Annotated in this window: 17 protein-coding genes; all 17 read left to right on the top strand. The window is 68.0% G+C overall.

The window, feature by feature from the left end:
* Positions 1–7: 7 nt before the first annotated feature.
* On the top strand, positions 8–433 hold the full coding sequence (locus BUB57_RS03990; RefSeq protein WP_234951978.1) for a DUF5333 domain-containing protein: 426 nt from the start codon (positions 8–10) through the stop codon (positions 431–433).
* Positions 434–441: 8 nt separating this feature from the next.
* Positions 442–666, top strand: coding sequence for a hypothetical protein (locus tag BUB57_RS03985; protein ID WP_143159613.1), 225 nt, complete (start codon positions 442–444; stop codon positions 664–666).
* Entirely contained in the window at positions 663–2,693 is a 2,031-nt protein-coding gene (nuoG, locus tag BUB57_RS03980) for an NADH-quinone oxidoreductase subunit NuoG (RefSeq protein WP_073062504.1), read from the top strand. Before BUB57_RS03985 ends, nuoG begins: the two co-directional genes overlap by 4 nt.
* Before the next feature lie 5 nt (positions 2,694–2,698).
* A complete protein-coding gene (locus BUB57_RS03975; protein WP_073062501.1) occupies positions 2,699–3,508 on the top strand; it encodes a hypothetical protein in 810 nt (269 codons plus the stop codon).
* An 18-nt stretch (positions 3,509–3,526) separates the two neighbouring features.
* Positions 3,527–4,579: an NADH-quinone oxidoreductase subunit NuoH gene (gene nuoH, locus BUB57_RS03970; RefSeq protein WP_073062498.1), complete on the top strand. Its 1,053-nt coding sequence runs from the start codon at positions 3,527–3,529 to the stop codon at positions 4,577–4,579.
* A gap of 76 nt (positions 4,580–4,655) precedes the next feature.
* The gene (gene nuoI, locus BUB57_RS03965; protein ID WP_073062494.1) at positions 4,656–5,147 is read left to right on the top strand and encodes an NADH-quinone oxidoreductase subunit NuoI; all 492 of its coding nucleotides are present in this window, start codon (positions 4,656–4,658) and stop codon (positions 5,145–5,147) included.
* Positions 5,144–5,551: a carboxymuconolactone decarboxylase family protein gene (locus BUB57_RS03960; protein ID WP_073062491.1), complete on the top strand. Its 408-nt coding sequence runs from the start codon at positions 5,144–5,146 to the stop codon at positions 5,549–5,551. Before nuoI ends, BUB57_RS03960 begins: the two co-directional genes overlap by 4 nt.
* Entirely contained in the window at positions 5,548–6,150 is a 603-nt protein-coding gene (locus tag BUB57_RS03955; RefSeq protein ID WP_073062488.1) for an NADH-quinone oxidoreductase subunit J, read from the top strand. Before BUB57_RS03960 ends, BUB57_RS03955 begins: the two co-directional genes overlap by 4 nt.
* Before the next feature lie 108 nt (positions 6,151–6,258).
* The gene (nuoK, locus tag BUB57_RS03950) at positions 6,259–6,564 is read left to right on the top strand and encodes an NADH-quinone oxidoreductase subunit NuoK (protein ID WP_073062485.1); all 306 of its coding nucleotides are present in this window, start codon (positions 6,259–6,261) and stop codon (positions 6,562–6,564) included.
* Positions 6,565–6,571: 7 nt separating this feature from the next.
* Positions 6,572–8,755: an NADH-quinone oxidoreductase subunit L gene (nuoL, locus tag BUB57_RS03945; RefSeq protein WP_073062481.1), complete on the top strand. Its 2,184-nt coding sequence runs from the start codon at positions 6,572–6,574 to the stop codon at positions 8,753–8,755.
* A 1-nt stretch (position 8,756) separates the two neighbouring features.
* Entirely contained in the window at positions 8,757–10,316 is a 1,560-nt protein-coding gene (locus BUB57_RS03940) for an NADH-quinone oxidoreductase subunit M (protein WP_073062479.1), read from the top strand.
* An 11-nt stretch (positions 10,317–10,327) separates the two neighbouring features.
* On the top strand, positions 10,328–11,827 hold the full coding sequence (gene nuoN / locus BUB57_RS03935; RefSeq protein WP_073062476.1) for an NADH-quinone oxidoreductase subunit NuoN: 1,500 nt from the start codon (positions 10,328–10,330) through the stop codon (positions 11,825–11,827).
* 49 nt (positions 11,828–11,876) lie between these two features.
* On the top strand, positions 11,877–12,608 hold the full coding sequence (locus BUB57_RS03930) for a biotin--[acetyl-CoA-carboxylase] ligase (protein WP_234951977.1): 732 nt from the start codon (positions 11,877–11,879) through the stop codon (positions 12,606–12,608).
* On the top strand, positions 12,608–13,387 hold the full coding sequence (locus BUB57_RS03925) for a type III pantothenate kinase (protein WP_073062473.1): 780 nt from the start codon (positions 12,608–12,610) through the stop codon (positions 13,385–13,387). The genes BUB57_RS03930 and BUB57_RS03925 overlap by 1 nt, the downstream gene beginning before the upstream one ends.
* Positions 13,380–15,053, top strand: a complete 1,674-nt coding sequence (locus BUB57_RS03920) for a ribonuclease J (protein WP_073062469.1) — start codon at positions 13,380–13,382, stop codon at positions 15,051–15,053. The genes BUB57_RS03925 and BUB57_RS03920 overlap by 8 nt, the downstream gene beginning before the upstream one ends.
* A 146-nt stretch (positions 15,054–15,199) precedes the next feature.
* Positions 15,200–15,895, top strand: a complete 696-nt coding sequence (trmB, locus tag BUB57_RS03915; protein WP_073062468.1) for a tRNA (guanine(46)-N(7))-methyltransferase TrmB — start codon at positions 15,200–15,202, stop codon at positions 15,893–15,895.
* Positions 15,896–16,006: 111 nt separating this feature from the next.
* Entirely contained in the window at positions 16,007–17,338 is a 1,332-nt protein-coding gene (gene aroA / locus BUB57_RS03910) for a 3-phosphoshikimate 1-carboxyvinyltransferase (protein WP_073062467.1), read from the top strand.
* Positions 17,339–17,476: the final 138 nt, after the last annotated feature.

Raw genomic sequence — 17,476 nt, 5'->3', positions numbered from 1 at the left:
TATCGCCATGACCCGCAAGATGACCGGCCCCCTGAAACCCCTGGCCGCCGCAGCGCTGGCGCTTGCCGCACTGAGCGGCCCGGCGCTCGCGCTCGAGCCGCTGTCGCAGGAACGCTATATCAACGACCGGCTGATCGCGGCGCGGATCGCCGACCGCATCCGGCGCGAATGCCCGACGATCAACGGGCGGCTGATCTACGCCTATGGCCAGGCGCGCGCGCTGGAACGCTATGCGCTGGACAAGGGCTATTCCCGCGCCCAGGTCGACGCGTTTCTGGACAGCAAGGAAGAGCGCAAGCGCATCTATGCCGTGGCCGAGGACTACATGGCCCGCAACGGCGTCACCAAGGGCGATCCGCAAAGCTTCTGCCGGCTGGGGATGCAGGAAATCGCCAACCGGACGGTGACCGGCTCGCTGCTGGTGGCGAAATGAAGCGGGCGGTGCGCTGGATCGGGCTGGGGATCACCGCGGCTGCAGCAGCGACGATGCTGCTGGCCGACCTCGCGCTGGCGGCGCCCGCGCAGGCCCGTGGCGCCACGACATTCATTCCCGCGGAAACCCGCGGCGCGATGACATTTATCATTGCCGGACCCGGCGACGGGGCCGAATATCCGCACAAGACCATGGCCCCGTCGGGCCCAGGCACAGGCAAGGCAGTCAGATGAGCAACCTTCGCACCATCAAGATCGACGACCGGCTGGTTGATGTCGACCCGAACCTGACGCTGCTTCAGGCTTGCGAACAGGCGGGGATCGAGATTCCGCGGTTCTGCTACCACGAGCGGCTGTCGATCGCGGGCAACTGCCGGATGTGTCTGGTCGAGGTGGTGGGCGGGCCGCCCAAGCCCGCGGCGTCCTGCGCGATGCAGGTCAAGGACCTGCGCCCGGGGCCCGAGGGCGCGCCCTCGGAAATCCGCACCAACAGCCCGATGGTCCGCAAGGCCCGCGAGGGGGTGATGGAGTTCCTGCTGATCAACCACCCGCTGGACTGCCCGATCTGCGACCAGGGCGGGGAATGCGACCTGCAGGACCAGGCGATGGCCTATGGCGTCGATTTCTCGCGCTTCCGCGAGCCCAAGCGCGCGCTCGAGGATCTGGACCTCGGCCCGCTGGTCGAGACGCACATGACCCGCTGCATCCACTGCACCCGCTGCGTGCGCTTCATCGACGAGGTGGCGGGGGTGCCGCAGATGGGCCAGACCGGCCGCGGCGAGGATGAGGAAATCACCACCTATCTGGGCGCCTCGCTGGACACCAACCTGCAGGGCAACATCATCGACCTGTGCCCGGTGGGGGCGCTGGTCAACAAGCCCTATTCCTTCACCGCCCGCCCGTGGGAGCTGCGCAAGACCGAATCGATCGACGTGATGGACGCGCTGGGGTCGGCGATCCGCATCGACACCAAGGGCCGCGAGGTCATGCGCATCCTGCCGCGCAACAACGACGACGTGAACGAGGAATGGATTTCCGACAAGACCCGTTTCGTCTGGGACGGGCTGCGCCGGCAGCGGCTGGACAAGCCCTATATCCGTGAAAACGGCCGGCTGCGCCCGGCTGGCTGGGATGAGGCGCTGAACGCCGCCGCCGCCGCGATGAAGGGGCGCCGGGTCGCCGGACTGGTCGGGGATCTCGCCCCGGCCGAGGCCGCGTTCGCGCTCAAGCAGCTGGTCGAGGGGCTGGGCGGCGCGGTCGAGTGCCGCACCGACGGCGCGCGGCTGCCGGCTGGCAACCGCTCGGGCTTTGTCGGCACCGCCACCATCGCCGACATCGACGATGCCAAGCGCATCCTGCTGATCGGCACCAACCCGCGCGACGAGGCGCCGGTGCTGAACGCCCGCATCCGCAAGGCCTGGATCAACGGCGCGCAGATCGCGCTGCTGGGGCAGGCGGTGGACCTGACCTACGACTACCACCACCTGGGCACCGACCGCGAGGCGCTCTCGGGGCTGCTCGACGAGGATCTGGCCAATACCGAGGGCACGCCCGGCATCGTCATCATCGGCCAGGGCGCGCTGCGCGAGGCCGACGGCGCCGCGGTGCTGGGCCACGCCATGCGCGTCTGCGAGCTGGGCGACTGCAAGCTGCTGGTGCTGCACAGCGCCGCGGCCCGCGTCGGCGCCATGGACGTGGGCGCGGTGACCGAGGGCGGGCTGACCGCCGCCATCGAGGGGGCCGAGGTGATCTACAGCCTGGGCGCCGATGAGGTCGAGATCGCCCCGCGCGATCAGGGCGGGCCCTTCGTGATCTATCAGGGCAGCCACGGCGACCGCGGCGCCCATCGCGCCGACCTGATTCTGCCCGCCGCCTGCTACACCGAGGAAAACGGCATCTTCGTCAACACCGAGGGCCGGCCGCAGCTGGCGATGCGCGCCAATTTCGCGCCGGGCGAGGCCAAGGAGAACTGGGCGATCCTGCGGGCGCTGTCGGCCGAGCTGGGCCGCACCCAGCCCTGGGACAGCCTGCCCGAGCTGCGCCGCGCGGTCTTCGAGGCGGTGCCGCATCTGGCCGAGATCGACCTGGTGCCGGAAAACGACTGGCAGCCGCTTGAAACCGGGCCGCTGGGCCGCGCCAGCTTCCGCAACGCGATTGCGGATTTCTACCTGACCAACCCGATCGCGCGGTCCTCGCCGATCATGGCCGAACTGTCGGCGATGGCGGCGGCCCGCCGCAACCCGGCGCTGGCGGCGGAGTAGGCGGGATGCGTGTCGCGGTCACTGCGCTGATCGCCGCGGCGGGGCTGGGCCTCGGGCTGGCCGGCTGCGCGCCGACGGGCGCGAACAAGGGTGCAATGGCGCTGGCGGCGCCGCCCCCGGCCAAGCCGGCCGAGGTGGGGGTGCGCATCGTCGACCGCAGCGCCGCGGGCACCAGGCTGACGCGGGCGCGGGTCTCGACCAAATCGGGCGAGATCCTGATTCTGGAACCCGACGGCTCGACCTCGCAGGTGGCGCTGGACAGCCCGCAGGGCCGCGACGTGTTCGAGGTGACCGAGGACGAGCTGGCGGCGCTGGCCGACAACCTGGGGCTGAACCTGTCGCCCGCCGACATCGCCAATTTCCGCGTCGTCGCGCCGCACTTGCGGCGGATGCCCACCGCGCAGGAACGCGCGCTAAAGGAATTCGCCGCCCGCACCCGCCCGGCGCTGCCCGAGTTTCCGGCCGGATTCACCGCCGATCCCGAGGATTTCATCGCCGTCCGCGTGGACCGGCTGCAGCCCGGGGCAAATCAGCGCACCTCGGGCGACGAGCTGGTCGAGGTGACCGCGAATCTCAAGGCAGGGGTGGACGCCGATGTGGCCTTCGCCTATGCAACCTGCGCGCTGGCGGGCTGGGCAAACGGCAATGGCAAGGGCTATGGACGGCATATCCGCACCGTGCAGAACAAGCGCAACGGCAAGCTGCTGCTGGGCGCGGTATTCACATTGTCCGACACGCAGCCGATGGGGCTGCGGGTCATGGAAACCGATGATACCTTGCGCGTGTGCAAGGACCGCGGCATTCCCGCGGCATGACTAGGGGAAACCGAAAGCATGGCTGATTTCCTGGCATCCCCCATCGGGCATTTCCTGATCCTGCTGCTGCAGGGGCTGGCGATCATCGCCTTCGTGATGCTGTCTCTGGTGTATCTGGTCTATGGCGACCGCAAGATCTGGGCCGCCGTGCAGATGCGGCGCGGCCCCAACGTGGTCGGCCCCTGGGGCCTGCTGCAGACCTTTGCCGATGCGCTGAAATATCTGGTCAAGGAAATCGTGGTGCCCGCGGGCGCCGACAAGTTCGTGTTCTTCCTGGCGCCGTTCCTGTCGATGACGCTGGCGCTGGTCGGGTTCGTGGTGATCCCCTTCGCGCCGGGCTGGGTGATGTCGAACCTCAACATCGGCATCCTGTTCGTGCTCGCCGTCTCCTCGCTCGAGGTCTACGGGGTGATCATGGGCGGCTGGGCCTCGAACTCGAAATACCCGTTCCTCGCCTCGCTGCGCTCGGCCGCGCAGATGGTGTCCTACGAGGTCTCGCTGGGCCTGATCGTCATCGCGGTGATCATCTCGGCCGGCACCATGAACCTGTCGGGCATCGTCTACAGCCAGCAGGGCGCCTACGGGATGCTGAACTGGTACTGGCTGCCGCATCTGCCGATGCTGGTGCTGTTCTTCGTCAGCGCGCTGGCGGAAACCAACCGCCCGCCCTTCGACCTGGCCGAGGCGGAATCGGAACTGGTCGCCGGCCACATGGTCGAATATTCCTCGACCCCCTATCTGCTGTACATGGCCGGCGAATATATCGCGATCTGGCTGATGTGCGCGCTGATCTCGCTGCTGTTCTTCGGTGGCTGGCTGTCGCCCATCCCCGGCATTCCCGACGGCGCGCTGTGGATGTTCGCCAAGATGGTGTTCTGGTTCTGGATGTTCGCGATGGTCAAGGCGATCGTGCCGCGCTACCGCTACGACCAGCTGATGCGCGTGGGCTGGAAGGTGTTCCTGCCGCTGTCGCTGGGCTGGGTGGTGCTGATCGCATTCCTTGCGCGCTATGACGTGCTGGGCGGGTTCTGGGCACGCTGGGACCAGATCGCCCCGGTCGTGGGGGGCTGAGCCATGGTTCGTGCAACCGCTGACAATCCGGGCCGACGCGCCCTGCCGGTGACTTCTGCAAGGGAGGCGCGCTGAAATGGCCCTCGATCTCGTCCGCGCGACGAAATATTTCCTGATGTGGGACTTCATCAAGGGCTTCGGCCTGGGGGTCCGCTACTTCTTCGGTCCCAAGGAAACCATCAACTATCCGCATGAAAAGGGGCCGCTGTCGCCCCGGTTCCGCGGCGAACACGCGCTGCGCCGCTATCCCAACGGCGAGGAACGCTGCATCGCCTGCAAGCTGTGCGAGGCGATCTGCCCCGCGCAGGCGATCACCATCGACGCCGAGCCGCGCGAGGACGGCTCGCGCCGCACCACGCGCTATGACATCGACATGACCAAATGCATCTATTGCGGCTTCTGCCAGGAAGCCTGCCCGGTCGATGCCATCGTCGAGGGGCCGAACTTCGAGTTCGCCACCGAGACCCGCGAGGAACTGTTCTACGACAAGGCCAAGCTGCTTGCCAACGGCGAGCGCTGGGAGGCCGAGATCGCCCGCAACATCCAGCTCGACGCGCCCTACAGATGAGCGACGGTTTCACCAGATTGTTCCAGCAGATGCTCCAGTCCGGGCAGGAGATGGCGCGCGCCTTCAACCCGGCGCTGGAAAGCCTCGATCCGCGGGCGATGGAAAAGCTGATCCCCACCATGTCCGCGGACATGATGGAGATGTGGTTCGGCAAGACCTTCAACCGCGAGGGGCTGGACGCCAAGACCCGGCTGCTGTTGACCATCGCCGCGCTGACCGTGCAGGGCGCGCTGGCCGAGCCGCAGCTGCGGCTGGCCGTGCGCCACGCCCGCGCCGCCGGTGCCAGCCAGCGCGAGATCGCGGAAACGATCTGGCAGATGAGCGTATTCGGCGGCCTGCCCGCCATGCAGAAGGCGCTGGAACTGGCGCAATCGGTCTTTGCCGAGGAGGACACCCCCGAATGATGGTCTTCGCCTTCTATCTGTTCGCGATCTCGGTGCTGACGGCCGGGTTCATGGTGGTGATCTCGCGCAACCCGGTGCATTCGGTGCTGTGGCTGATCCTGTCCTTCGTGTCGGCCTCGGGGCTGTTCATCCTGCAGGGGGCGGAATTCGTCGCGCTGCTGCTGGTGATCGTCTATGTCGGCGCGGTGGCGGTGCTGTTCCTGTTCGTCGTGATGATGCTGGACGTGGATTTCGCCGCGCTCAAGGGCGAGATGGCGCGCTATCTGCCGCTGGGGCTGATGATCGCGCTGGTGATGATGGCGCAGCTGGGCATCGTGTTCGGCATGTGGGAATCCGCGCCGACGGCCGAGGCCGCCCGGGTGGCGCCGATCCTGGCTGATGTGCAGAACACCCACGCGCTGGGGGATGTGCTTTACGACCGCTATCTGCTGCCGTTCCAGCTGTCGGGGCTGATCCTGCTGGTGGCGATGATCGGGGCGATCCTGCTGACGCTGCGCCACCGCCGCGACATCAAGCGCCAGGACGTGCTGCAGCAGATGTGGCGCGACCCGGCCAAGGCGATGCGGATGACCGACCCCAAGCCGGGGCAGGGGCTGTAACCAACCCCGCCTCCGCCGCCAGGGCGGGGCGCGAGACACAAGGAACGGGGCGCCGCCGCGGCGTCCGACACGAACAACCGGGCCACGAACCCGAGAGGGACGAAGCGAATGATCGGACTGACACATTACCTGGTCGTGGGGGCGATCCTCTTCGTCACCGGCGTGTTCGGCATCTTCGTGAACCGCAAGAACGTCATCGTCATCCTGATGTCGATCGAGCTGATCCTGCTGTCGGTCAACATCAACTTCGTCGCCTTTTCGGCGCATCTGGGCGATCTGGCCGGGCAGGTGTTCACCATGTTCGTGCTGACCGTCGCCGCGGCCGAGGCGGCGATCGGCCTGTCCATCCTGGTGGTGTTCTTCCGCAACCGCGGCACCATCGAGGTCGAAGACGTCAACGTGATGAAGGGCTGAGGCGGTCATGGAACAGTTCATTCTCCTCGCTCCTCTTGCCGCGTCGGTCATCGCCGGGTTCCTCTGGCGGCTGATCTCCGAAAAGGGCGCGCAATATCTGACCACCGGCGTGCTGTTCGTCTGCGCGGCGCTCAGCTGGATGGTGTTCCTGAACTTCGACGGGGTGCCGCGGCAGATCCCGATGATGGACTGGATCGTCTCGGGCGATTTCGCGGCGCAATGGACCATCCGGCTGGACCGGCTGACCGCGATTATGCTGATCGTGGTGACCACGGTGTCGGCATTGGTGCACATGTATTCGCTGGGCTACATGGCCCATGACGACAACTGGTCCGAGGACGAGCCCTATCGCGCCCGCTTCTTCGCCTATCTGTCGTTCTTCACCTTTGCCATGCTGGCGCTGGTGACCGCCGACAACCTGCTGCAGATGTTCTTCGGCTGGGAGGGCGTGGGCCTCGCCTCCTATCTGCTGATCGGCTTCTACTACAAGAAACCCAGCGCCAACGCCGCCGCGATGAAGGCCTTCGTGGTCAACAGGGTCGGCGACTTCGGCTTCCTGCTGGGGATCTTCGGGATCTGGTGGCTGACCGGCTCGATCCGTTTCGACGAGATCTTCGCGCAGGTGCCGATGATCGCGCAGACCGAGGTGCCGTTCCTGTGGACGACCTGGAATGCCGCGAACCTGCTGGCGGTGCTGCTGTTCATCGGCGCGATGGGGAAATCGGCGCAGCTGGGCCTGCACACCTGGCTGCCCGACGCGATGGAAGGCCCGACCCCGGTGTCGGCGCTGATCCACGCCGCCACCATGGTGACCGCGGGGGTGTTCCTGGTCTGCCGGATGTCGCCGCTTTACGAATTCGCGCCCGAGGCCAAGAACTTCATCGTGCTGATCGGCGCCGCCACCGCGTTCTTTGCCGCCACCGTGGGTCTGGTGCAGAACGACATCAAGCGGGTGATCGCCTATTCGACCTGTTCGCAGCTGGGCTACATGTTCGTCGCGGCCGGCGTCGGGGTCTATTCGGTGGCGATGTTCCACCTGTTCACCCACGCCTTCTTCAAGGCGATGCTGTTCCTGGGCGCGGGTTCGGTGATCCACGCGATGCACCACGAACAGGACATGCGCAATTACGGCGGGCTGCGGAAGAAGATCCCCTATACCTTCTGGGCGATGCTGATCGGCACGCTGGCCATTACCGGTGTCGGCATCCCGCTGACCACCATCGGTTTTGCCGGCTTCCTGTCCAAGGATGCGGTGATCGAAAGCGCCTTCGCCTCGGGCCACTCCTACGCCTTCTGGCTGCTGGTGATCGCGGCCTGCTTCACCAGCTTCTATTCCTGGCGGCTGATGTTCCTGACCTTCTGGGGCGCGCCGCGTCCGCAGCGGGCCTGGGACGCCGAGATCGAGACCGAGGAAGAGGTGCAGCCCGGCTCCCCCGCCGCGGCCGAGGCCCACGCCCATCACGACCCGATGCACGCGCATGAACACGCGCATGAAAGCCCCGGCGTGATGCTGGTTCCGCTGGGCGTGCTGGCGCTGGGGGCGGTGTTCGCGGGCATGATCTGGTATGCGCCGTTCTTCGGCGACCACGACCGGGTGACGCAGTTCTTCCACATGCCGCATGTCGAGGCGGTTGCCGTCGAGGCGGCCGCGGCTGAAGGCGCCGAGGCCGAGGCTCCGGTCGCCGTTGCCGACGCGGGCGACGAGGCCGAGGCTCCGGTTGCCGTGGCCGATGCGGGCACCGTGGGCGGGGCGATCTACATGCACCCCGACAATCACGTCATGGACGAGGCGCACCACGCCCCGGTCTGGGTCAAGGTCTCGCCCTTCGTCGCGATGCTGCTGGGGCTGCTGGTCGCCTGGGTCATGTATATCCGCAACCCGGCGCTGCCGGCGCGGCTGGCCGAGGTGCAGCGCCCGCTCTACCGCTTCCTGCTGAACAAGTGGTATTTCGACGAGCTTTACGACTGGATCTTCGTGCGTCCGACGCGCTGGCTGGGCCGGGTGCTGTGGACGGGCGGCGACGGCCGCGGCATCGACGGCGCCATCAACGGCGTCGCGATGGGGCTGATCCCGCGGATGACCCGCTTTGCGGGGCGGGTGCAGTCGGGATATCTTTTCCACTATGCCTTCGGCATGGTCCTGGGCCTGCTGGGCCTGCTGATCTGGGTGATGGCGCGGGGCATGAACTGAGATGACGACCTATCCGCTTCTTTCGATCATCACCTTCCTGCCGATCGTGGCGGCGCTGATCCTGGCGCTGTTCCTGCGCGGCGAGGACGAGGCCGCCGGCCGCAACGCCAAATGGCTGGCGCTGGTCGCCACCACCGCCACCTTTGCGGTGTCGATGCTGGTGCTGCTGGGCTTCGATCCGCAGAACACCGGCTTCCAGTTCGTCGAGGACCAGCCCTGGGTGATGGGGCTGCGCTACAAGCTGGGCGTGGACGGGATCTCGATCCTGTTCGTGATGCTGACCACCTTCCTGATGCCGCTGGTGATCCTGTCCACCTGGCAGGTGACCGACCGGGTCAAGGACTACATGATCGCCTTTCTGGTGCTGGAAGGGCTGATGATCGGCGTCTTCGTGGCGCTGGACCTGGTGCTGTTCTACCTGTTCTTCGAGGCCGGGCTGATCCCGATGTTCCTGCTGATCGGGATCTGGGGCGGCAAGGACCGCATCTATGCGGCGTTCAAGTTCTTCCTGTATACCTTCCTCGGCTCGGTGCTGATGCTGGTCGCGATGATCGCCATGTGGCGCATGGCCGGCACCACCGACATCCCGACGCTGCTGGGCTTTGACTTCCCGGCCGAGCCGATGGCGGTGCTGGGCATGAGCATCGGCACCGGGGTGCAGATGCTGCTGTTCCTGGCGTTCCTGGCGTCCTTCGCGGTCAAGCTGCCGATGTGGCCGGTCCACACCTGGCTGCCCGACGCCCACGTGCAGGCGCCCACCGCGGCCTCGGTGCTGCTGGCGGCGGTGCTGCTGAAGATGGGCGGCTACGGCTTCCTGCGCTTCAGCCTGCCGATGTTCCCCGAGGCCTCGAACGCGGCGCAGCCCTATATCTTCTGGCTGTCGGCGATCGCCATCGTCTACACCAGCCTGGTGGCGCTGGCGCAGTCCGACATGAAGAAGCTGATCGCCTATTCCTCGGTCGCGCATATGGGCTACGTCACGCTGGGCACCTTTGCCGCCAACCATCAGGGCGTCGATGGTGCCATCTTCCAGATGCTGTCGCACGGCTTCATCTCGGGGGCGCTGTTCCTGCTGGTCGGCGTGATCTACGACCGCATGCACACGCGTGAGATCGATGCCTATGGCGGGTTGGTGAACCGGATGCCGGCCTATGCGCTGGTGTTCATGTTCTTCACCATGGCCAACGTCGGGTTGCCCGGCACCTCGGGCTTTGTGGGCGAGTTCCTGACCCTGCTGGCGGCATTCAAGGTCAACACCTGGGCGGCGGTGGTGGCGACCTCGGGGGTGATCCTGTCGGCCTCCTATGCGCTGTGGCTCTATCGTCGCATCACGCTGGGGGCGCTGGTCAAGGAAAGCCTGGCCGGGATCTCCGACATGAGCGCGCGCGAGCGCTGGATCTTTGCGCCGCTGATCGCGATGACGCTGCTGCTGGGCGTCTATCCGCGGGTGGTGACCGACATCACCGGCCCGTCGGTGGCCGCGCTGCTGAACAATTACCACGCCAGCCTGTCTGCCGAGGCCGCGACCGAGTTCGCCGCCCTGCCGGCCGACGGCAACTGAGAGGCCCCGCCATGAGCTCGATCGAACTGTCCATCCTGATGCCCGAGGCGGGGCTGGCGCTGTTTGCCCTGGCGGCGCTGATGTTCGGCGCCTTCGCCGGCAAGGACCGGGTCGCGGGGCCGGTGCTGTGGGCCGCGGTGGCGGCGCTGCTGGTCGCGGGCTTCGCCATCGGCTGGGGCGGGCGCGGCGACGGGCAGGGCTTCTTTGGCATGTTCATCGACGACGCCTTCGCCCGCTTTGCCAAGGTGACGGTGCTGCTGTCCGCCGCCGGCGTGTTGGCGATGAGCGCGGCCTGGCTGCAGCGGCAGGGGCTGCTGCGCTTCGAACTGCCGGTGCTGATCGTGCTGGCGGTGATCGGCATGATGATCATGGTCTCGGCCGGCGACCTGCTGACGCTGTACATGGGGCTCGAGCTGCAGTCGCTGGCGCTTTACATCGTCGCCGCGCTGCGCCGCGACAGCGTGCGTTCGTCCGAGGCGGGGCTGAAATATTTCGTGCTGGGCTCGCTCAGCTCGGGGATGCTGCTTTACGGCGCCTCGCTGGTCTATGGCTATGCGGGCACCACCAATCTGGCCGGGATCATGCAGGCGCTGGACGGCGGGCTGTCGGTGGGGCTGCTGTTCGGGCTGGTGTTCCTGCTGGTCGGCCTGTGCTTCAAGGTCTCGGCGGTGCCGTTCCACATGTGGACCCCCGACGTCTACGAGGGCTCGCCCACCCCGGTGACCGCCTTCTTCGCCACCGCGCCGAAGGTTGCCGCTATGGCGCTGATCGCGCGGCTGGTCTGGGGCGCCTTCGGCAGCGTGCCGGCGGAATGGTCGCAGATCATCGCGCTGCTGGCGGTGCTGTCGATGTTCCTGGGCTCGATCGCTGGTATCGGCCAGCGCGACATCAAGCGGCTGATGGCCTATTCCTCGATCGCGCATATGGGCTTTGCCTTCATCGGGCTGGCCGCGGGCACCGCCTACGGCGTGCAGTCGATGCTGCTCTACATGGCGATCTATGCGGTGATGAACGTCGGCACCTTTGCCTTCATCCTGTCGATGGAGCGCGGCGGACGTCCGGTCACCGCGCTCGAGGACCTGAACCTGATGGCGCGGACCGAGCCGCTGAAGTCGCTGGCCATGGGCATCCTGCTGTTCAGCCTGGCCGGGGTGCCGCCGATGCTGGGCTTCTTCGCCAAGTTCGGGGTGCTCAAGGCGGCGGTCGATGCCCAGATGGGCTGGCTGGCGCTGCTGGGGGTGGTCGCCTCGGTGATCGGGGCGTTCTATTACCTGCGCATGGTCTACTACCTGTATTTCGGCAGCCCGCGCGACGACATCGCCGAGGCCCGCACTGACGCCGCGCAATGGCTGGCGCTGGTCGGGGCCGCCGCGGCGATGGTGATCGGGGCGTTCTCGATGTTCGGCACCGAATCCGCGGCGCAGCGTGCGGCCGAGGCGCTGGTGCTGGCCGAGGCTGCCCCGGCGCCCGCCGCCGCTGCCACCGCCGCCGCGCCTGCCGCTCTTGACTGACCCGGCCGCGCAACGGCCGCAGCCATGGCCCGCCGGTGTCGGCCGGGTCGTGCTGCCGCGCGTCGACAGCACCAACGCCGAGGCGCTGCGCCAGGCCGCCACGCTGGGCGCGCCGACCTGGATCATGACCCGCGACCAGACCGCCGGCCGGGCCCGCCGCGGCCGCGGCTGGGTGATGCCCGCGGGCAATTTCGCCGCCAGCCTGGCCGCGCGGCCGCCGGGCACCCCCGCCGATCTGTCGCTTTACAGCTTCGTTGCCGCGCTGGCGCTGCACGAGGCGCTGGCCGCCGCCTGCGGCCCCACCGCGCGGCTGGCGATCAAATGGCCCAATGACGTGCTGCTGAACGGCGGCAAGGTCGCGGGCATCCTGCTGGAAAGCACCGGGCAGGGCGGCCGCGGCGGCATCGCGCTGGCGGTCGGCATCGGCGTGAACCTCGCCGCCGCCCCCGATGCCGCGGCGCTGGAGCCCCGCGCGGTGGCGCCGGTCTCGGTGCTGGGGGAAACCGGGCACAAGGTCTCGCCCGAGGAGTTCCTCGACCTGCTCGCCCCCGCCTTTGCCCGCTGGCAGCAGCAGCTGGAAACCCTGGGCTTCGCGCCCATCCGCAGCGCCTGGCTGGCGCGCGCCGCACGGCTGGGCCAGACCATCACCGCCCGCATCGGCGCGACCACCCGCAGCGGCCGGTTCGAGGGCATCGACGACAGCGGCGCGCTGATCCTGGTCACCGCCGCCGGGCGCGAAGCCATCCCCGCCGCCGAGATATTCTTCGAAGAGGACGCCTGATGCTGCTGTGTATCGACACCGGCAACACCAACACCCAGTTCTCGATCTGGGACGGGCGGCGGTTCCTGTGCCACTGGCGTTCGGCCACCGACCACCGCCGCACGGCCGACCAGTATTACGTCTGGCTGCGCTCGATGATGTCGCTGACCGGGATCGACGTCGATATCGACGCCTGCATCATCAGCTCGACCGTGCCGCGGGTGGTGTTCAACCTGCGCGTGCTCTGCAACCGCTATTTCGAGACCCGCCCGCTGGTGGTGGGCAAGCCCGACTGCCTGCTGCCGGCGCCGCCGCGGGTGGACCCGGGCACGGTGGTCGGCCCCGACCGCATCGTCAACACCTGGTCGGCCTTTGACCGCTACGGCCCCGATCTGGTGGTGGTGGATTTCGGCACCGCCACCACATTCGACGTGGTGGACAGCGACGGCGCCTATGTCGGCGGGGTGATCGCGCCGGGGGTGAACCTGTCGCTCGAGGCGCTGCACATGGGCGCGGCCTCGCTGCCGCATGTCGACGTGACCCGCCCGGCGCAGGTCATCGGCACCAATACCGTCGCCTGTATCGAATCGGGGGTGTTCTGGGGCTATGTCGGGCTGGTGCGCGAAATCTGCGCCCGTATCGCCGAGGAACGCGGTCAGGCGATGAAGATCATTGCAACCGGCGGGTTGGCCGCGCTGTTCCATCAGATCGAGGATCTGTTCGACACCTGGGACGACGATCTGACGATGCACGGGCTGCGGCTCATCCATGATTACAACAAGGAGATGGGCAATGTCTGAACGCCTGATCTATCTGCCGCTGGGCGGCGCGGGCGAAATCGGCATGAACGCCTATGTCTACGGATATGGGCAGCCGGGGCGGGAACGGCTGATCCTGGTCGACCTGGGGGTCACCTTCGGCGACATGGACAGCGCGCCGGGCATCGACCTGATCATGGCCGACATCCGCTGGCTCGAGGATAACCGCGACCGGCTGGACGGCATCTTCATCACCCACGGGCACGAGGATCACGTCGGCGCCCTGGGCCTGCTGTGGAGCCGGCTCAAGGCCCCGATCCATACCCGCCGCTTTACCGGTGCGCTGGCGCGGATGAAGCTGGAAGAGGCCGGCCAGCCCACCGACAGGCTGCGCATCGTCGAGCCCTATCCGCATGTGGTCGAGGCCGGGCCGTTCCGGGTGCAGTTCGTGCCGGTCAGCCACTCGATCCCCGAAAGCGCGGCGCTGGTCATCGACACGCCTGCGGGCCGCATCGTGCATTCCGGCGACTTCAAGCTGGACGGCACCCCGGTGGTGGGCGAGGCCTTCGACCCGGTGCTGTGGCACAAGATCGCCAGCGAGGCGCCGGTGGCGGCGCTGTTGTGCGATTCGACCAACGTGTTCAGCACCCATCCGGGGCGCTCGGAATCGGCGCTGGCGCAGCCGCTGCTGGAATTCGTCAGCGCGCAGAAACAGCTGGTGGTGGCGACGACCTTCGCCTCGAACGTGGCGCGGCTCAAGACGCTGGCCGACGCCGGCGTGACGGCGGGGCGGCAGATCTGCCTGCTGGGCCGGGCGATGCGCAAGATGGTCACCGCCGCGGTCGAGGCCGGGATCCTGCGCGACTTTCCCAAGGTGATCGGCCCGGACGAGGCCGCGGATCTGCCCCGCGACAAGGTGATGCTGATCGTCACCGGCAGCCAGGGCGAACGCCGCGCCGCCTCGATGCAGCTGTCGATGGGCCGCTATCTGGGGCTGCAGCTGCGCGAGGGCGACAGCTTCCTGTTTTCCAGCCGCACCATCCCCGGCAACGAACGCCCGGTGATCCGAATCATGAACAACCTCAGCCGCATGGGGGTGAATGTGTTCGATGCGGATTCGGGGTTCTTCCACGTCTCGGGCCACGCCAACCGCCCTGATCTGGAAGCGGTGCACGAGCTGCTGAAACCGGCGGTGGTGATCCCGATGCACGGCGAACACATGCATCTGCGCGAACACGCCAACCTCGCCCGCGCCAAGGGGCTGTCGGCCGAGGTGGTGACCAACGGCACCATGATCGACCTGGCCGGCGGCGGCATCCGCGTCGTCGACCAGATCGAGACCGGCCGCATCTATCTGGACGGCAACGTGCTGATCGGCGCCATGGACGGGGTGGTGCGCGACCGCATCCGCATGGCGTTGAACGGCCATGTCACCGTTTCGGTGATCGTCGACGAAAACGACGAGGCGCTGCCCGACGCCTGGGTGGAAACCATGGGGCTGGCCGCGCAGGGTCGCGCCGGCGTGCCGCTTGCCCGACATCTGGAAAGCGAGCTGGGCGAGTTCCTGGAACGCGCCGACCACGCCACCGTCATCAGCGACAAGAAGCTGGAAGAGGGGCTGCGCCGCATCACCCGCCAGGTCGCGATGGAAGAAATCGGCAAGAAACCCGAGGTCAAGGTCGTCATCAGCCGCCTCGCCGCCGACTGAGCCGGCCCCCCCGCGGCCCGCCGCTTGCGCGCAGAAGCTTCTTTCTGGTGAAAATACCCCGGGGGGGCCGCCCCCGGGCGGCGGGGGCAGCGCCCCCCTGAACCTTGCCGCTTGACCTTCGCCCGCCGTCGCGGCATCGCGCCTGCATGAGCGAGTTCGACCCCACCCCCCCGCGCCGCAACTTCTACGGCCGCCGCCACGGCAAGACCCTGCGCCAAAGCCAGAAGGGCTATCTGTCCGAGGATCTGGGCAGCCTGCGCCCGCGCGGGATCACCACCGCCGAAAACCCCGACCGCACCCCCATCGACCCGGCGGCGATCTTTGGCGACGCCCGCCCGGTCTGGCTGGAAATCGGCTTTGGCGGCGGCGAGCACATGGTCGCCATGGCCGCGCGCTATCCGGATATCGGGATCATCGGCTGCGAGCCCTTCATCAACGGCGTCGCCATGCTGCTGGGCAAGATCCGCGCGGCGGGCGTGTCGAACGTCAGCGTGCATCCGGGTGATGCGCGCGACCTGATGGACGTGCTGCCCGATGGCTCGATTGCCCGCGCGTTTCTCAATTATCCCGACCCCTGGCCCAAGGCCCGCCACCACCGCCGCCGCTTCGTCACGCCCGAGCATCTGATCCCGCTCTACCGGGTGATGGCGCCGGGGGCCGAGTTCCGGGTGGCGACCGACATTCCCGACTATATGCGCCAGACGCTGGAAGAGGTCCCGGCCGCCGGCTTCACCCTGGTCCACGAAGGGCCCGCGCCCTGGGACGACTGGCACTCCACCCGCTACGAGCAGAAGGCGCTGCGCGAGGGCCGCGTGCCGCATTACGCGACCTTCCGGCGCTAGGGGGGAGGTCGCTGGCACGGCCTGCCTCCGGCGGGGATATTTTTGCAAGGAAGAAGGGCATGGCCGCGCCCCTTTGGCCACGCTATCACTGCCGCGACCAAGGAGCCGATCATGTCCCACAGCACCCAGCCGCAACCGATGACCGCCCGCCGCTCGGGGCCCCTGAAGGGGAATGCGCTGGTGCCGGGGGACAAGTCGGTCAGCCACCGGGCGCTGATCCTGGGTGCGCTGGCGGTGGGCGAGACGCGGATCACCGGTCTGCTGGAATCGCAGGACGTGATCGACACCGCCCGCGCGATGGAGGCGTTCGGCGCCACTGTCGAGCGCGTGGGCGCGGGTGAGTGGCGGGTGCAGGGCGTCGGCGTGGGCGGATTTTCCTCGCCCGAAACCGTGATCGACTGCGGCAATTCCGGCACCGGGGTGCGGCTGATCATGGGCGCGATGGCGACCACGCCGATCACCGCCACCTTCACCGGCGATGCCAGCCTGTCGCGCCGGCCGATGCGGCGGATCACCGGCCCGCTCGAGCTGTTCGGGGCGCAGGTCACCGCGCGCGAGGGCGAGTTCCTGCCCGTGACCATCACCGGCGCCGCCGATCCGTTGCCGCTGCGCTACCGCACCCCGGTCGCGAGCGCGCAGATCAAGTCGGCGGTGCTGCTGGCCGGGCTCAATGCCCCCGGCGAAACCGTGGTGATCGAGGCCGAGCCGACCCGCGACCATACCGAGCGGATGCTGGCCGGGTTCGGCGCCACCGTCCGCACCGCGATCACCGACGAGGGCCATGTGATCACCCTGACCGGCCGCCCCGAGCTGCGCCCCTGCGCGGTAGCGGTGCCGCGCGACCCGTCCTCGGCGGCCTTCCCGGTGGCGGCGGCGCTGATCGTGCCGGGGTCGGAAATCCGGGTCGAGGGCGTCAGCCGCAACCCCACCCGCGACGGGCTCTATCACGTGCTGGCCGAGATGGGCGCCGACCTGCGCTGGGAAAACGACCGCATCGAGGGCGGAGAGCCGGTCGCCGACCTGACCGTCCGCCACGGCCCGCTGCACGGGGTGACGGTGGCCCCCGAGCGCGCCGCCAGCATGATCGACGAGTTTCCGATCCTGTCGGTGATCGCCGCCTTTGCCGAGGGCAGCACGGTGATGAACGGGGTGGCCGAGCTGCGGGTCAAGGAAAGCGACCGCATCGACGCCATGGCCCGCGGGCTCGAGGCGAACGGCGGCCGGGTCGAGGAAACCCGCGACAGCCTGACCGTGCACGGCACCGGCGGGCTGAAGGGCGGCGCCACCGTCGCCACCCATCTCGACCACCGCATCGCCATGTCGTTCCTGGTGGCCGGGCTGGTGTCGGAACGCCCGATCACCGTGGACGACGCCGGGCCGATCGCGACCAGCTTTCCCGATTTCGTGGCACTGATGCGCGGGTTGGGCGCCGAACTCGGCTAGGGCCGCATACCCGTTAACCGTGCTGCCATGCCGGGCAAGTTGACAACAATGCCCTGCGCGACGGTGTTGCCGAGCAGTGGCTAAGGCGGACATCCGGCCGATGCCGATGCCGATGCCGATGCCGATGCCGATGCGAAG

Origin of the sequence: Paracoccus solventivorans, assembly GCF_900142875.1 — a bacterium.
GTDB classification, from domain to species: Bacteria; Pseudomonadota; Alphaproteobacteria; order Rhodobacterales; family Rhodobacteraceae; genus Paracoccus; species Paracoccus solventivorans.
The sequence above is the reverse complement of the archived record's forward strand: the minus strand, read 5'-3'. Positions and strand labels throughout refer to the sequence as shown.